The sequence below is a fragment of the Mesorhizobium album genome, assembly GCF_033977205.1.
Classification (GTDB): domain Bacteria; phylum Pseudomonadota; class Alphaproteobacteria; order Rhizobiales; family Rhizobiaceae; genus Mesorhizobium; species Mesorhizobium album.
The window spans coordinates 118814-134077 of record NZ_JAVIIW010000004.1 but is presented as its reverse complement, the minus strand read 5'-3'; the positions used below and the strand labels follow the sequence as shown (position 1 = coordinate 134077).

Genomic DNA, 15264 nt, shown 5'->3' with positions numbered 1-15264 from the left:
TTGCTCCTCCTCAGTTCTTCGTCTCGGCCTTGTTCAACACGCCCGCCGTCTCCTCGTTCAGCGCCCGGCCGGCGCGGCGCGGCTGCGCGAGCGGCGTCGGGATCGGCGTGCCGATATTGCCCTTGAGGAAGCGCTGGCCGGCGCGGATGCCTTCGGCAAGCTGTGTCTCGAAACGGGCGGTATCGCGGTGGCGCACATCCTCGATCACCTCGGCCACCTCTTCCGGGTCGACGCCCAGCGCTTCCAGCGCCGAGCCGCCGAAGACGAGTGCCGATTCGAAGGTCTCGCGCAGCTGATAGTCGACACCGGCACGGATGAGCTGCAGCGCGGTGCCGCGGTCGAAGGCGCGCGCCAGGATAGTGACCAGCGGGAATTCGGCCTTGATGAGCTGCGCGATGCGCACCGCGGCGTCCGGCTTGTCGACGCAGATCAGCACCGCGCGTGCCCGGCCGGCGCCGGCGGCATGCAGGATGTCGAGCCGCGTGCCGTCGCCATAATAGACCTTGAAGCCGAAATCGGCCGCCGCCTGGATCATCTCGACCTCGTTGTCGATGATCGAGACGTCAAGGCCGCGCAAAAGCAGTGGCTGGCTGGCGATCTGGCCGAAGCGGCCGAAGCCGATGATCAACACGCTGCCGGTGAGGCCGTCGGCGATGTCGACGCCTTCCAGCGATTGCTCGTCGCGCGGCGTGAGGTAGCGCAGCGCCGCGATTGCCAAGGGCGTCAGCACCATGGAGATGATGATGATGGCGGTCAGTGTCGCATTGGCCTGGCCGTCGATGATGCCAACCGCGGCGGCCGAGGAATAGAGCACGAAGGCGAATTCGCCGCCCTGCGCCATGAAGACGGCGCGTTCGAGCGCTTCGCGGTGGCCGCTCTTGAGCATGCGCGCGACGATGTAGATGCCGAGCGCCTTCATGATCATGTAGGCGACGACGTAGATGGCGACGAGCCGCCAGTTATGGGCAACGACGCTGAGGTCGAGCGACATGCCGACTGCAAGGAAGAACAGGCCGAGCAGGATGCCGCGAAACGGCTCGATGTCGGCTTCGAGCTGGTGACGGAAGGTCGATTCGGAGAGCAGCACGCCGGCTAGGAAAGCCCCCATCGCCATCGACAGGCCGGAAAGCTGCATGGCTAAAGCCGATCCCAGAACCACCAGCAGGGCGGCGGCCGTCATCACCTCGCGGGCGCGGGCATCTGCCAGGATGCGGAAGAGCGGGTTGAGCAGATAGCGCCCCGCCACCACCAGCCCGACGATTGCCGCGACGCCGATGCCGACCTCGGTGAACCGTTGGGACACTGTGGTGTCGGTGCCGCCGGGCGCGAGGAACGCGACCAGCGCCAGAAGCGGCACGATCATCAGGTCCTCGAGCAGCAGGATCGAGACAATGCGCTGGCCCTTGGGCGTGGCGATCTCGCCGCGTTCCTCGATCAGCTGCATGACGATCGCCGTCGAGGTCAGCACGAAGCCGGCGCCGGCGACGAAGGACTGCGCGATCGGAAAGCCTCCGGCCAGTCCGACGCCGGTCAGAAGCATGGCGCAGACGCCGACCTGCAATGCGCCGAGCCCGAAGATCTCGCGGCGCAGGCCCCAGAGCCGCGACGGCTGCATTTCGAGGCCGATGATAAACAGGAACATGACGACGCCGAGCTCGGCGACGTGAAGGATGGCTTCCGATTCGGAAAAGACGCGCAGGCCGAACGGTCCGATGACCACGCCGGCGGCGAGATAGCCGAGGATGGAGCCCAGCCCCATGCGCTTGAAGATGGGGACGGCGACCACGCCGGCAGCAAGCAGCGCCACCACCTGTACGAGATCGCCGCTTGATGCTTCAGCTGCCATGCCTGTCGTCCCGTTTCCTGGAAGCACTCCTTGCATGCAGCGGGAGCGAGAGGCAAGGGCGGGAGGACTGACTTGAATGGTAGGGTGCCGTTGAAACGGCCTCCGCTTGCCTGCCGGACGTTCGGCATCTATAATAGGCAAATGCCTGACTATTCGTCCCGATCGCCTTCGGCGTCCCATATCCCGATCGATGCGCTCAGCGAAGTCCTGCAAGACTTTCGCTTGAGTGGCGTCAACTATGGCCGCTGCGAACTCCGACATCCATGGAGCGTCGCCTTTCCGCAACAGCCGCTGCTTCGCTTTCACTTTGTCGGCCAGGGTCCGTGCTGGATCCATACCGAAGCGGAGGGCTGGCAGGAGTTGCGCGATGGCGATCTGGTGCTGCTGCCACAAGGCATCGCCCATCGGCTGGCCAGTGCGCCGGACGTTGTTGGTGACTCGCTCGAGGGTTGCCAGGTGACCAAGTTGGGGAGCAATGTCTGCGAGGTGGTGCGGGAAGGGACGGGCGCGACAAGCACCCTTTTCTGCGGCTCGATGGCCTTGGGCGCCTGTGCGCTTAACCCATTGATCACGTTGATGCCGCCTATCATCAAAGGGTGCGACGTGGCCGGCAATGACCCGGTCGTTGGTCCTTTGCTGGCGGCTATGACGGCGGAGGCCGCGCAACCGCAGATGGGCAGCGCCACCATCTTGTCGCGTATGGCGGACTTGCTGACAGCCCGGCTCATCCGCTGCTGGGTCAATTGTACTGGAGCCTCGACTACCGGTTGGCTCGCCGCTATCCGCGACCCCCATATCGGCCGCGCGCTGGCAGCCATGCACCGAGACCCCGGCCATAACTGGACCTTGGAAAGCCTTGCCGGCCTGGCCGGCCAATCGCGCTCGATTTTCGCCGAGCGCTTCAGCGCTGTATTAGGGGAGGGTGCTGCACACTATCTCGCCCGTCTGCGTATGCAGCTTGCCCGCGAGTTGTTGGGGCAGAACGGCTTGTCGGTTGCCGAGGTCGCTACCCGTTTGGGCTATGATAGCGAAGCATCCTTCGCGCGCGCGTTCAAGCGCATCACCAATGTCTCGCCAGGCGTTGTGCGGCGCACAATTCCTGGACGAATGGACATGAATTTCGGATTTTAAGATACATATCATCCGGAAAGACTCGTCTATTAAGATCTCCAGAACTTGGAGATCTTTCAGTGACAGACACAACATTACAGCTTGAAGACGCGGCGATAGACCTCGATGCCGCCGCGCCAACCACGTGGAACGCAGCCACTTGGTTCGCGGTGATTTCATTGGCGGCCACCAGCTTTGCTTTGGTGTCAGCCGAATTCCTGCCGGCAGGTCTGTTGACGCCGATGGCGCGCGATCTCGGTATCAGCGAAGGAACGGCCGGACAGGTCGTCACCGCCACGGCTTCGGTCGGCGCCGTGACGGCCATGTTGAGCAATGTTCTGATCGGCCGATTGAACCGCAAGACAGTGCTGGTTGGCCTCAGCGCCTTGGCGGTCGGTTCCAATATCCTTGCAGCGTTTGCGCCCAATTTCTGGCTGTTGCTGTTAGGCCGGGCCGGGCTCGGAATCGCCATCAGCGCCTTCTGGGCACTTTCGGTTGCCGTCGTGGCCAGGCTGGTGGGCGCCAATGCGACAGGTCGGGGCATGGCCGTCGTAACCCTCGGCGTCTCGCTCGCCACCATTGCCGCACCGTCGGTGGGTGCGTTGATCAGCGACTGGCTGGGATGGCGCAGCGCCATGGCCTTGACAGCGGGGCTGGCCGTGATTGCCATGTTGCTGCAGTTGCTTAGCCTGCCAACCCTGCCTGCCACAGCCAGCAATAGTCTTGCGGATGTATTTCGGCTGACACGGCGGCGTGGCATTCAACTCGGCATGCTGGCCATTCTTTTGCTGATGACAGGGCATTTTGCCGGGTCCGTCTATGTACGCCCCTTCCTCGAACATGTGACGCTCCTTGCAACCGGGCCAATTGCCTTAGCCCTGCTCGGATTTGGCATCGCCGCTGTGATCGGCAACATTGCCGGCGGCCGCATGGCCGATGCCAATATCCGCATGGCTCTCGTGGGCACCGCCGCGTTGATGGCGTTTGCGGCGCTGGCATTGGTGCTTTGGGGCGTGCACATCGCCGTTGCCTTTGGATTCGTCACCCTTTGGGGCTTGGCATTCGGCATGGCGCCGGTGGTGCTGCCGACCAATCTGTCCCGCGCGGCACCTGATGCGCTGGAAGCAGCGGGTAGTCTGATGGTCGTCTCTTTCCAGGTTGCCATCACCATCGGCGCGGTTGTCGGTGGCTATGTCGTGGATACCTATGGTGCCTCGGGGCCTTTGACCCTTACCGTCGTCCTTGCAGCATCGACAGTCGTGCTGGCGCTGCTACAGCCTCGCAGGTGACTTTGCTCCAGCTGACAGGCGGGCTAAATCCGGAACGCCGCGATATTCCAGCTTGGTTACACAAGTTTATGCGGCCCGGTCGTTGCGTGCGGCCACAATCGGAGGTTAAGGCACGCTCGGCTTTGGCCATTGGGCTTCGGCCATTGGGAGGCAGCGGCGATGGGCCGCTGCCTTTTTTGAGGAGATGATTGACATGAAGAAGTTTTTGCTCGTCGCCGTTGGTGTTGCGGCGCTGGCCGGCTCGGCCTGTTCGAAGGGACCGGAGTGCACGCAGGAGATCGCCGCCAAGAAGGCGCAGGACATGGCCGCCGCGCTCCAGGCAGCGATCACCAAGGATCCGAGCAAGGCGGCCGATCTGACGGCCAAGGTGCAGGCCGTGACGACCAAGTATCAGAACGCCACGACGCTCGACGAAGCCTGCAAGGCCTATGACGAAGTGACCGCCGCCATCAAGGGTTGAGCGAGGTCGTCAAAAACGAAAGAAGGCGGTAGCCATCGGCTGCCGCCTTTTGTCTATCCCTTGAGCGCGCTGCTCAGTTCTTCGCGATCGAGCCGACCTCGACCGTGTCGACCCGCTTCAGGCTCATGCCGATGACCGGCACCAGTTGCTTGTCGACGCGCACGGCCACCGTCACGGTCATCGAATTGTCGTCAGGGATGCGGGCCTGCATGACGCCGTTCAACTGGTTGCGGTTGATGGTGAAGACCACCTTCTGCGGATCGACGACATTGCCGCCGATGATGTCGAGCCCGTTGCCGGACGAGCCGCCCATGAAGTTGCCCTTGTAGCCTTCGCGGCCCTTGCGCTCGACGGACGCCGACATCTTCTGGGTGAACATGCCGACCCGGCAGTCGCCGTCGAGCGTCATGCCGACCTTGCCGTCAGGCGTAGAACCGTTGAAATTGCAGGTGAATTTGGTGCCCTTGTACTTGCCGGCGATGATTTCGCCAGGGCCGACCCATTTGCCTTCGACAGAACGGAAAAACTGCTTGTCCGGCTCTGCCCCAAAGGCCTTTCCGACGAGGCCGAGCGGCGCGGCAACCGCAACCGTCACGGGCAGGACGCAGGACAAGATCACGCTTTTCATGGACGACACCCGGCACAACAAAGTCTGTTCTTGGGACAGAAACGACCATGAACAAGATTGGTTAATGCTTCGTCACCGGTGGCCGTTTCTCCATTTACCTTGTTGCTCGGCCTTATTGCTCGCTTTGGCCGTCCTTGCGTGTCGCGAAGGAGGTGAGCGCCGAGAGGAAATCGCCTAGTCCCGGGCGTTTCGCAGCGATGAATGGCAGCGGGCGAGCCGTTTCCATCGCCGCAATGCCGATGCGCGCCGTCATCATGCCGTTGACCACGCCTTCGCCAAGCTTCGCGGAGAGTTTTGCGGCAAGGCCGTGGCCGACGATCTGCTGCACGAAACTGTCTCCGACGGCGATCGAGCCGGTCACCGCGAGGTGGGCGAGCACGCCACGCGCCAGCCGGAAGAAGCCCAGCGTGCCGGGGCGGCCGCCATAGAGCTCCGACAGACGCCGGATCAGCCGCCCGGCTTCGAACACCACATAGGCGACGTCGACGAGCGCGCGCGGGCTGACCGCCGTCACCAGCGAGACGCGCTTCGCGGCTTCCAGAATCATCGTCCTGGCGCGGGCATCGAGCGGCGAGAGGATCTCGGTTTCGGCGAGCCGCACCAGATCGCTGCCGTCGATGATCTCGCCGCGCAATTCGGCGAGCGAGCGCCGGCCGGCCGCGGTCTCAGGCTTTGCGGCGACGAAGGCGGAAAGCTCGTCAACCAGGGCGCGTGCCGCCTTGGGATCGTCGCGCGCCACTGCGTCCAGTGCCCGTCGCTGCAGCTTTTCGACTTCGGCGAGGCGCGCGATGGCGAGGAATTCGCGCAACAGGATGACGAGCAGCGACAAAAGCGCGATCGCCGCCACGCCGGCCGCCAGCCAGCCCAGCCACTCGGCGCGCGCGAAGAGGTCACGGATGAGCTGGTCCGTCCAGAGGCCGACCGCGAGCGAGATAAGCACGCCGAGGGCGCCGAAGAACAGGCGCGCCAGCAGCGAGCGTTTCCTTGGAGCGGTCGCCGGCGGCGGTGCGGCCCGCTCGATGTCGGGTTCGTCGAAGACGTCGATTTCCGAAGGGATGACGACCGCCACATCGGACCTGGCGGCTTGCGGCTTGCGCAGGGGCCGTTCCTCGCCGCGATGCTTCCGCGGCGCCTCTTGCCTTGGCGCCGGCTCAGGCTCGATGCGGAAGGCCGCCGGTTTGCGGGGCGGGTTCATGCCAAATGATCTCCGATCAGGAACTGCAGCGCGCGGTCGAGCCGGATATGCGGCAGGGAGAGCGTGACGCCCTCGGCCGTGCGCTCGAGCTTCGGCGGACGGAACCGCACGAAGCGGATCGCCGGTTCGTTATCTTCCGGCTGCGATCCGGAAAGTTCGAAGGCCGCATCGGCTTTTTCCGGCAAGTCGCCGGGGAATATGGCGGTTTCGATTTTGCCGTCGAATGTCTCGCCGTTGATTTTTTCGCCTTTCAGCGGCATGCCGATGATCACCGGCAGTGTCTCGCGGCCTTGCTTGACCGTGCCCTCGCGGGTCGAGCGCACCGCCGCCATGGCGACAACGTCGACATCGGCGCCGCTGAAATTCGCCCGCGCCACCGCCCGGTCCGCCAGCCGGCGCACGATCGCCTGCAGCCGGTCATGGCTTTCATGGTGCAGTTGGTCGGCCTTGGTCGCCGCGACCAGGATGCGGTCGATACGCCTCGAAAACAGGTCGGTGACGAAATTGCCCCGGCCGGGACGAAAGCAGGACAGGATTTCCGTGACGGCCCGTTCCAGGTCGGCCATGGCGGCGGGGCCCGCATTGAGCGCTTGCATGGCGTCGATCAGCACGATCTGCCGGTCGAGGCGGGTGATGTGCTCGCGAAAGAACGGTTTTACGACATGCGTCTTGTAGGCCTCGTAGCGCCGCTCCATCATCGCCTGCAGCGATCCGGAACGGGGTCGTCCCGCGGCAAGCTTCATCAGCGGCGCAAAGGTAAGCGCCGGCGAACCTTCGAGATCGCCCGGCATCAGGAAGCGGCCGGGCGGCAGCGTCGACAGCGCGCGCTCGTCGAGCTTGCAGGCCTTGAGATAGGCGGCGAAGCTTTCGGCGAGACGGCGCGCCGTCATTTCGTCGGCGTCGGTGTCGGGATCGATTTGGGCAGCGAGCGCTCGCCAGTCTTGCGAAAGGTCGCAGCGGACGGGCAGGGCCGCAAGCTCGATCGCCTCGCGTGAAAAATCGGCGAAGGATTTGCCGAGCAGCGGCAGATCGAGCAGCCATTCGCCGGGATAGTCGACGATGTCGACCGACAGTTTTCCAGCCGAAAACAGGCGGTTCCAGCCGGAGGCCGACTCATATTCGATGGTGAGCCTGAGTTCCGAAATGGCGCGCGTCGAATCCGGCCAGACGCGGTCGTCGACCAGGGCCGCGACATGGTCCTCGTACTGGAAGCGCGGGACGGCATCGTCGGGCTGCTCCTCGAGGAAGGCGCGGGCGATGCGGCCTGACTTTTGCGCTTCGAACAGCGGCAGCCGCCCGCCATGGATCAGGTTATGGACAAGAGCGCAAATGAAGACCGTCTTGCCGGCGCGGGAAAGACCGGTGACGCCCAGGCGCAGCGATGGGGAGAAGAGCCCGGCGGCGCGGCCCGACAGCGTGTCGAGCGCAATCCTCGCCTCGTCGGTAAAATTGGTCAGCGATGATGCCAAAAACAAATCCCTGCGCGCTGGTCGGCCCCGATATAGGCGCCGGAGCCGCCATTTGAAATGGTGTCAGAGATCGGCAGGGGTTAGAAAAGCTTCGAGATAGCCATTGCCCGGACCTGCTTCACCGAGATTTCCGGGAAAACGCACCACGGCGAGCCCGGAGGCGGGAAAGCCGTGGTTGAGCATGCCGCGCGCGGTCTCGTCGCCGTCGCCTGACACCGCGATTGCGAGATCCTCCGTCATCGGGTTGTGACCGATCACCAGAAGCGAGCCGGTTCCGCCATTCCTGCGGATGATATCGAGATAGCCGGCGGCGTCCTCGCTGTAGAGCGTGTCGAAGAACAGCACCCGGCCGGTATCGGTGCGGCCCGCCAGCCCTTCCAGCGTCTGCCGCGCCCGCTTGGCGCTGGAGCAAAGCGTGACATCCGGCACATAGTTGCGGCCCCGCATGACATCGCCCATGGCCTCGGCGTCGGCCATGCCCGATTCGTCGAGCGGACGATCGAAGTCGCGCACGCCCGGCAGCGCCCATCCGGCCTTTGCATGCCTCAACAGATAAAGTCTGCTCAACCGATCCCCTCACTGCTACCAAGCAACGAAAATCCGTCCGCGACGTTATGGGATTAGCCACGAGAAGCGTCCCATGCACAATGGCCGGCATCGCTCAAGCATAGCAAATCGTATAGGAATTCGGCTGTACCCTTACTGCGAAAGGCTCTGTTTGTGCTGGGCTCCCTCCGCACTAACAATTGCGTGAAACTATCGTCGATTGCGCTTGTGCAGCCTTCGGTCCGCGAATATATAGGCGCCAAATTTGGGGTTGTTGGGTGAGTCGAATGAACGATATCGTTACCGCCGATTACGTACCCTCCGAAGACGAGCCGTTCATGAACGAACGGCAGAAATCATACTTCCGCCAGAAGCTTATCACTTGGAAGAATGACATCCTTCGCGAAGCGCGTGAAACCCTCGAAATCCTCCAGCAAGAAAACGCCAACCATCCCGACCTAGCCGACAGAGCCTCTTCCGAAACCGACCGAGCCATCGAACTGCGCGCCCGCGACCGCCAGCGCAAGCTCATCTCGAAGATCGATTCGGCGCTGCAGCGCATCGACGAGGGCACCTACGGCTATTGCGAGGAAACCGGCGAGCCGATCGCGCTGAAGCGGCTCGACGCCCGCCCGATCGCGACGCTGTCGATCGAGGCGCAAGAGCGTCACGAGCGCCGCGAGAAGGTCTACCGCGACGACTGAGGCGGACAGGCAAGCATCAGATTTAAGAAAATGGCCGGGGTTCCCGGCCATTTTTCGTTCTTACCTGGAGGCGCTGGAGGGCGGGCAATGGCCGCTCGACGGTGCAGCCTGAGACCCAGCCGCGTCAGCGTTTGTGGCTGGCAAGCTCACCGAGAAGCTTGGTCATCTCGTCGTCGAGCGAAGGCTTCGCCGCGGGCTTGCCGCTCGCCGGCTTGGGGTGCGACTCGTCCAGCGATGCCTCGAGCTCGTTCATCAGCGTATCGTCGATCGAATCGTTGGAAGGCGGCGGCGGTGCATGGCGGACGCTGCCGTTCGCCGTTCCATAGGCGGGAAGCGGCATGACCTTTGCTATGGTCGGCTGGCCAGGCGCCGCCGGCTTGGGCGCGGCGGGCGTCGCTGCGCGTGGACGCGCCGCGGGGTCGGCGACTGGCGCCGGTGCCGGCGGCTGTTTCGCCGGCGCGGGCTGAGGCGCGCGCGGGCGCGGCGCGGCAGGCTGCTGGTGGCCGCCGTCGCCGGTCAGCGCCGGGCGGCGGGGCGCTGCCAACCTGATGTCGCGTTCGACCACGACATCCGTCGGTCCGCCGATCAGGATCAGGTGCTCGATATCGTCGCGTCGCACCAGCACCAGCCGGCGGTGGCTGTCGACGGCCGTGGCGTCCATGACGGCGAGCCGCGTCTTGCGGTTCCTGCCGCCGGCCACGAAAGTTCCGAAGGTCAGGTTGCGGACCACCTTGATGACGAGGAGGATCACGACCAGCAGGATAAGGGCCGCAAACGTCCACAGGATTGCAGCGACATAACCCGGACCCGCTACGCTATCCAGCCACTGTAGCATCGGTGCACCCAATCGCCATTTGTGAGGCGCCATTTGTGAGGTGAGGCGACACTAGACCGTCGCGGCGTCTCGCCGCAAGTTCGCATCACGCATCGTGAACAGTTTGAAACATGATTCGTTGATTTTATCGGACATTTGCCGCCGGGGCCTTTTCCGCTACAGGAGAATGTGATTCAACCTGCCGTTCGCGGGTGTCGGGACATCGGAATCACGAGCAGGGGGCACATGGCCAAGGAAACGCGCGGCGATTTCTATCCGGTACCGATCATCGACCAGAACACGCGTCCGGGCGCCGTCACCAGGCTCATCGTCTTCATCGTCGTACTGACCGGCGCCGCGATCGTCTTCGGATTGTTCCGCGAGCGTCTCGGCGATCCCTTCCTGCTCGGCATGCTGGGTGTGCTCGCCATGATCGGCGTCGGCTTCCTGTTCGCGACGGCGATCGGCTTCGTGCAGATCGCCCCGCGCTCGACCGGCGACGAATTGTCGAAAGCCTTCGTCGATTCCATGTCGCAAGGTCTCCTGGTCACCGACACCAAAGGTCGCGTCATCTACGCCAACCGCGCCTATGCCGACATGACAGGCGCTGCATCGGCGGCCGACCTCAAGACTGTCGAAGGGCTGCTTTCGGATGTTCCCGAGGCCTCGATGACCATCTATCGGCTGGCTTCGGGCCTGCGCGACGGCCAGGCCGGCGACGGCGAATTCAGGCTGGCGCAGTCGATCAAGCCCGGAGCCGAGCCCGGCGCGCGCTGGTACCGTGCCCGCGCCCGCGCCTTCAATGTGCCGGGCGAGCGGCTGCCGATGCTCGCCTGGCAGATCGCCGACATCTCGCAGGAGCGGGCGGAGCAGGAGCGCTTCTTCCTCGACCTGCAAAAGGCGATAGACCACCTCGACCACGCGCCGGCCGGCTTCTTCTCGGCCGACCAGGAAGGCCGCGTCACCTACATCAATGCGACGCTCGCCGAATGGCTGGGCATCGACCTGGCCAGCTTCACCCCGGGCGCGGTGACGCTGCCGGAAATCGTCGCCGGCGACGGCATGGCGCTCGTGCGCTCGGTCAAGGCGGATCCCGGCACCACGCGCAATGCCGTCATCGACCTCGATCTCACGACAATGAGTGGCCAGGCGCTGCCCGTGCGCTTCATGCATCGCGTTTCGGCGAGCCGCGAGGGCGTGAACGGCCCAACCCGCACCATCGTGCTCAACCGCACCCAGGGCGAAGACGCTTCCGCCGACCTGCGCGCCTCGGAGGTCCGCTTCACCCGCTTCTTCAATTCGACGCCGATGGCGATTGCCGGCGTCGATGCCAGTGGGCGCATCCTGCGCACCAACGCGCCGTTCCTGTCGCTGTTTTCGTCCGTCGTCGACCGCGACGCGGTCGACCGGCGCGCGCGCTTCGAAACCGTGGTGCATGAGCGCGACCGGCCGGCCTTTGCCGCCGCCTTCGAGAAGGCGCGGCAGCGCCAGGCCAATATCGAGCCGATCGACTCGCTGCTGCCCGGCAATGAGGAGCGCCACATACGCTTTTACGTCAATGCCGTCGTCGACGGCGCCGGCGGCGGTGGGGCTGAGGAGTCGGCCATCGTCTACGCGGTCGACACCACCGAGCAGAAGGCGCTCGAGGGCCAGATGGCGCAAAGCCAGAAGATGCAGGCGGTCGGCCAGCTCGCCGGCGGCATCGCGCACGACTTCAACAATGTTCTCACCGCCATCATCATGGCGTCGGACCTTCTGCTGACCAACCATCGCCCGTCGGATCCGTCCTTCCCCGACATCATGAACATCAAGCAGAATGCCAACCGTGCGGCGTCGCTGGTCAGGCAATTGCTGGCCTTCTCACGCAAGCAGACGCTGCGGCCGGAAGTGCTTAACCTGACCGATGTACTCGCAGACCTCAGAATGCTGCTCGCCCGCCTGGTCGGCAACGACATCCGTCTGAAGATCGACCACGGCCGGGATCTGTGGCCGGTCAAGGTCGACATCGGCCAGTTCGAGCAGGTGGTGGTCAATCTCGCCGTCAACGCGCGCGACGCGATGCCCGCCGGCGGCGATCTTACGGTGCGCACCCGCAACGTCGCGGCCGAGGAGTGCAAATACTTTGCCTACCGGGAGCTTACCCCGGCCGACTATGTGCTCGTCGAGGTCGAGGACACCGGCAGCGGCATCGCGCCGGACGTGCTGAAGAAGATCTTCGAACCTTTCTTCACCACCAAGGAGGTCGGCAAGGGCACGGGCCTTGGCCTCTCGATGGTCTACGGCATCATCAAACAGACCGGCGGCTTCATCTATTGCGATTCCGAAGTCGGCAAGGGAACGGTGTTCCGCATCTTGCTGCCGCGCCACGTCGCGGAGGTGAAGAAGGCGAGCGAGCCTGTCGAGGCGGCGGTTGCCGCGGCGCCGGCCAGACCGGCCGACACGGTGAAGGACCTCTCAGGTTCCGCGACCGTGCTTCTGGTCGAGGACGAGGATGCTGTTCGCATGGGCGGCGTCAGGGCGCTGACCTCGCGCGGCTACACAGTCCACGAGGCGTCCTCCGGCGTCGAGGCGCTGGAGGTCTTCGAGGGCCTCGGCGGCAAGGTCGACATCGTCGTGTCCGACGTGGTGATGCCTGAAATGGACGGGCCGACGCTGCTCGGCGAGTTGCGCAAGCGCCAGCCGGACATCAAGTTCGTCTTCGTCTCCGGCTATGCCGAGGACGCCTTCGCCAAAAACCTGCCGGCCGATGCGCATTTCGGTTTCCTGCCGAAGCCGTTCTCGCTCAAGCAACTGGCGACCATCGTCAAGGACGTGCTGGAATCCTAATAAAGCTACCGCTTGCGCATCCGCGCGACCCTGCCATGATGTCAGGGACGGGTGCCATCATGGGGGTGATAGCGCGTGACACCGCACATCGAGGCGGGCAGGGGCGATTATGCTGAAACCGTGCTGTTGCCGGGCGATCCCGAGCGCGCTCAATGGATGGCGGAAACTTTTCTGGAGGCACCACGCTGCGTCAATCGTCGTCGGGGCGCTCTCGGCTTCACCGGCCGTTTCCGCGGCAAGCCGGTCAGCATCCAGGCAACCGGCATCGGCGTCTCGTCCTTCCTGATCTACACCCATGAACTGCTGGACTATTATGGCGTCAAGACACTGATCCGCACGGGCACATGCGGGGCCCTGTCGGAGGAGGTTCCGCTGCGCGGCCTGGTCATCTCCAGCGCCGTCCGTGCCGAGGGCGCAATCAGCGGGCAGGTGTTCGGGCTTTACCGGCCGGCGGGACCGGATCAGGCGCTCCATGCATTGGCATTGCAGCAGGCCGCCGATCTCGGCATCGCCTGCAGCGCCGGGCTGACGGTGTGCAGCGACGTATTCTATCACCCCGACGGCCGCGCGCGATTCGACGAGCCAAGGGCGCTCGGCGCGCTGGCGGTCGATATGGAAACCAGCGCGCTCTACCGCATTTCGGCGCGGTTTGGCGCGCGCGCCCTGTCGCTGCTGACCGTGGTCGACCACGTCGCTACTGACGAGCAGACCGAGTATTCCGAACGCCAGGCACTGTTCACCGACATGACGCGGCTGGCGCTGGAAATCGCCGTCACTGCCTAAGCGGCTTCGCGCTTCAGTGCTACCTGTCCTTCGGCTGTCGGCCGGTGGCCGCGCAGATAGAGCGCGCACGTCGTGCGCAGCATCGAAGCGAAGTTCGGAATCTGGCCGTTGATCTCGATCGCCTCGTCATAGAGCGTCGAGATGAATTTGGGTGTCGTCAAACCCTGGCTCTCGGCGATCTCGTCGAGCAGCGCCCAGAACGTTGCCTCGAGCTGGATGCTCGTTGAATGCCCGTCTATGCGGATCGACCGGTTGATCTGCCGGTAGCCTTCCGGATCCTGTCCGGCAAAGACTCTGCACATCGTTCCCTCCCATTCTTGTTGGCCTTGGGCGCCGATTGATCGGTCTCGCGCCTCTTGAGCACTGCCTGCGCTTTCATCTTCGACCTGACAGCCGGTTCCGGCAATCGGACTTTCGTCCTTTGGGTGAGCGACACCAGGAATTTTCGCAATGGATGCGTGGTAATCGGCTGCCACCACCTTTTTTCGCCGGCGCGCATAATCGGCTTCGAAAGCACGAAAAGCTGCGGAGTCCGATTTGGCCAAGGCGATCCACACCATGATCCGGGTTCTCGACGAGGCCCGGTCAGTCGATTTCTACAGCAAGGCCTTCGGCCTCGATGTCGCGCAGCGGCTCGATTTCGAGACTTTTACGCTCATCTATCTCAGCAATGCCGACACCCCGTTCGAGGTCGAGCTGACCGTCAACAAAGGTCGCACCGAACCCTATGCGCTGGGCGACGGCTACGGCCATCTCGCGGTTTCGGTCGCCGATCTCGACAGCGAGCACGACCGGCTCGGCGCGCTCGGCTTCAACCCGAAGAAGATCGTCGAGTTCAACCGCGACGCAGCGCTGATTGCCCGCTTCTTCTTCATCGAAGACCCCGACGGCTACAAGATTGAGGTTCTGCAGCGAGGGGGACGCTTCCAATAGGGGACAACCGGCCGCGGACCGGCGCGGCGCCAGAACGGCACTCTTCAAGAGTGCGAACAGCAAGCAGGGAGGAAGGTATGGTCACGATCTACGAGAGGAAGCCACATGAGAGGAAGCTGAGCCTTTCGCGGCGCGAGCTTCTCAAACGCGGCGGCGCAGGCGCGCTTCTCATCATTTCGGGCAGCGCCGTCATCAGCCCCGAACATGCCTGGGGCCTGGAAACCTCGGCGCTGAAGCCCGAGACGATGGCGACGCTGATCCAGGTGGCGCGCGACATCTACCCGCACGACCAGGTGCCGGACAAATATTACGCCATTGCCGTCAAGGGCCATGACGAGACGGCCGCCAAGGATCCGGCCCACAAGGAACTGATCGAGAAGGGCATCGCCGATCTCGACAAGAAGGCCGGCAAGGGCGGCTATCGCGGGCTCGGCTGGGAAGAACAGCGCGTCGCGCTTCTCAAGGAGATCGAGAAGACGCCCTTCTTCCAGGCGGTGCGCGGCGGCCTCGTCGTCAGCCTATACAACCAGAAGGAGGTGTGGCCGATCTTCGGCTACGAGGGCGAATCCTTCTCCAAGGGCGGCTATATCGCGCGCGGCTTCAACGACATCGAGTGGCTCTGAGCCGCCCTGTCCTTGAACCGCTTCTGACCGATTGAACC

The 15264-nt window shown here is 64.0% G+C and carries 15 protein-coding genes; 8 read left to right on the top strand and 7 right to left on the bottom strand.

Annotated elements, in window-relative coordinates; genetic code table 11:
- Positions 1-10: 10 nt before the first annotated feature.
- On the bottom strand, positions 11-1846 hold the full coding sequence (locus tag RFN28_RS05155; protein ID WP_320286293.1) for a monovalent cation:proton antiporter-2 (CPA2) family protein: 1836 nt from the start codon (positions 1844-1846) through the stop codon (positions 11-13).
- Between the two features lie 141 nt (positions 1847-1987).
- Between RFN28_RS05155 and RFN28_RS05150 the strand changes: the two genes are divergently transcribed.
- The 3 genes from RFN28_RS05150 to RFN28_RS05140 all read left to right on the top strand — a co-directional run bounded on the left by RFN28_RS05150 (position 1988) and on the right by RFN28_RS05140 (position 4705).
- Positions 1988-2977 carry an AraC family transcriptional regulator gene (locus RFN28_RS05150; RefSeq protein ID WP_320286292.1) on the top strand — a complete coding sequence of 330 codons (990 nt, stop codon included), beginning with the start codon at positions 1988-1990 and terminating at the stop codon, positions 2975-2977.
- A gap of 59 nt (positions 2978-3036) precedes the next feature.
- Complete coding sequence (locus tag RFN28_RS05145) at positions 3037-4245, top strand: MFS transporter (RefSeq protein WP_320286291.1); 1209 nt, start codon at positions 3037-3039, stop codon at positions 4243-4245.
- Positions 4246-4438: 193 nt separating this feature from the next.
- Entirely contained in the window at positions 4439-4705 is a 267-nt protein-coding gene (locus RFN28_RS05140) for a hypothetical protein (RefSeq protein WP_040972249.1), read from the top strand.
- A gap of 73 nt (positions 4706-4778) precedes the next feature.
- Here the strand turns inward: RFN28_RS05140 and RFN28_RS05135 are convergent, their stop codons facing one another.
- From RFN28_RS05135 to RFN28_RS05120, 4 genes are all read right to left on the bottom strand, one after another.
- Positions 4779-5333 (bottom strand): hypothetical protein, encoded by a 555-nt coding sequence (locus tag RFN28_RS05135; RefSeq protein ID WP_320286290.1) that lies wholly within the window; start codon positions 5331-5333, stop codon positions 4779-4781.
- A 112-nt stretch (positions 5334-5445) separates the two neighbouring features.
- Positions 5446-6528, bottom strand: coding sequence for a YcjF family protein (locus tag RFN28_RS05130; protein WP_320286289.1), 1083 nt, complete (start codon positions 6526-6528; stop codon positions 5446-5448).
- Positions 6525-7997 carry a YcjX family GTP-binding protein gene (locus tag RFN28_RS05125; protein ID WP_320286288.1) on the bottom strand — a complete coding sequence of 491 codons (1473 nt, stop codon included), beginning with the start codon at positions 7995-7997 and terminating at the stop codon, positions 6525-6527. The genes RFN28_RS05130 and RFN28_RS05125 overlap by 4 nt, the downstream gene beginning before the upstream one ends.
- Positions 7998-8060: 63 nt before the next feature.
- Positions 8061-8564 (bottom strand): SixA phosphatase family protein, encoded by a 504-nt coding sequence (locus RFN28_RS05120; protein WP_320286287.1) that lies wholly within the window; start codon positions 8562-8564, stop codon positions 8061-8063.
- A gap of 266 nt (positions 8565-8830) precedes the next feature.
- Between RFN28_RS05120 and dksA the strand changes: the two genes are divergently transcribed.
- Entirely contained in the window at positions 8831-9247 is a 417-nt protein-coding gene (gene dksA, locus RFN28_RS05115) for an RNA polymerase-binding protein DksA (RefSeq protein ID WP_040972254.1), read from the top strand.
- Positions 9248-9371: 124 nt separating this feature from the next.
- Here dksA and RFN28_RS05110 read toward each other — a convergent pair whose 3' ends face one another.
- Positions 9372-10082, bottom strand: a complete 711-nt coding sequence (locus RFN28_RS05110; RefSeq protein ID WP_320286286.1) for a flagellar biosynthetic protein FliO — start codon at positions 10080-10082, stop codon at positions 9372-9374.
- A 225-nt stretch (positions 10083-10307) separates the two neighbouring features.
- Here RFN28_RS05110 and cckA point away from each other — a divergent pair, with 225 nt between their 5' ends.
- Together cckA and RFN28_RS05100 are read left to right on the top strand one after the other, a co-directional pair.
- A complete protein-coding gene (cckA, locus tag RFN28_RS05105; protein WP_320286285.1) occupies positions 10308-12887 on the top strand; it encodes a cell cycle histidine kinase CckA in 2580 nt (859 codons plus the stop codon).
- Between the two features lie 75 nt (positions 12888-12962).
- Positions 12963-13670: a purine-nucleoside phosphorylase gene (locus RFN28_RS05100; RefSeq protein ID WP_320286284.1), complete on the top strand. Its 708-nt coding sequence runs from the start codon at positions 12963-12965 to the stop codon at positions 13668-13670.
- Here RFN28_RS05100 and RFN28_RS05095 read toward each other — a convergent pair.
- Entirely contained in the window at positions 13667-13972 is a 306-nt protein-coding gene (locus tag RFN28_RS05095; protein WP_320286390.1) for a ribbon-helix-helix domain-containing protein, read from the bottom strand. The genes RFN28_RS05100 and RFN28_RS05095 overlap by 4 nt on opposite strands.
- A gap of 235 nt (positions 13973-14207) precedes the next feature.
- On the opposite strand from RFN28_RS05095, the gene RFN28_RS05090 reads away from it, so the two are divergent.
- On the top strand, positions 14208-14603 hold the full coding sequence (locus tag RFN28_RS05090) for a VOC family protein (RefSeq protein ID WP_320286283.1): 396 nt from the start codon (positions 14208-14210) through the stop codon (positions 14601-14603).
- Positions 14604-14680: 77 nt separating this feature from the next.
- The gene (locus tag RFN28_RS05085; RefSeq protein WP_320286282.1) at positions 14681-15226 is read left to right on the top strand and encodes a gluconate 2-dehydrogenase subunit 3 family protein; all 546 of its coding nucleotides are present in this window, start codon (positions 14681-14683) and stop codon (positions 15224-15226) included.
- The last annotated feature ends 38 nt before the right edge of the window (positions 15227-15264 follow it).

Bases quoted from the DNA above. Each gene is read 5' to 3' on its own strand.
- RFN28_RS05085 (WP_320286282.1), top strand. From the start codon at position 14,681: ATGGTCACGATCTACGAGAGGAAGCCACATGAGAGGAAGCTGAGCCTT.
- RFN28_RS05110 (WP_320286286.1), bottom strand. From the start codon at position 10,082: ATGCTACAGTGGCTGGATAGCGTAGCGGGTCCGGGTTATGTCGCTGCA.
- dksA (WP_040972254.1), top strand. From the start codon at position 8,831: ATGAACGATATCGTTACCGCCGATTACGTACCCTCCGAAGACGAGCCG.
- RFN28_RS05095 (WP_320286390.1), bottom strand. From the start codon at position 13,972: ATGTGCAGAGTCTTTGCCGGACAGGATCCGGAAGGCTACCGGCAGATC.
- RFN28_RS05135 (WP_320286290.1), bottom strand. From the start codon at position 5,333: ATGAAAAGCGTGATCTTGTCCTGCGTCCTGCCCGTGACGGTTGCGGTT.
- RFN28_RS05140 (WP_040972249.1), top strand. From the start codon at position 4,439: ATGAAGAAGTTTTTGCTCGTCGCCGTTGGTGTTGCGGCGCTGGCCGGC.
- RFN28_RS05130 (WP_320286289.1), bottom strand. From the start codon at position 6,528: ATGAACCCGCCCCGCAAACCGGCGGCCTTCCGCATCGAGCCTGAGCCG.
- cckA (WP_320286285.1), top strand. From the start codon at position 10,308: ATGGCCAAGGAAACGCGCGGCGATTTCTATCCGGTACCGATCATCGAC.
- RFN28_RS05155 (WP_320286293.1), bottom strand. From the start codon at position 1,846: ATGGCAGCTGAAGCATCAAGCGGCGATCTCGTACAGGTGGTGGCGCTG.
- RFN28_RS05150 (WP_320286292.1), top strand. From the start codon at position 1,988: ATGCCTGACTATTCGTCCCGATCGCCTTCGGCGTCCCATATCCCGATC.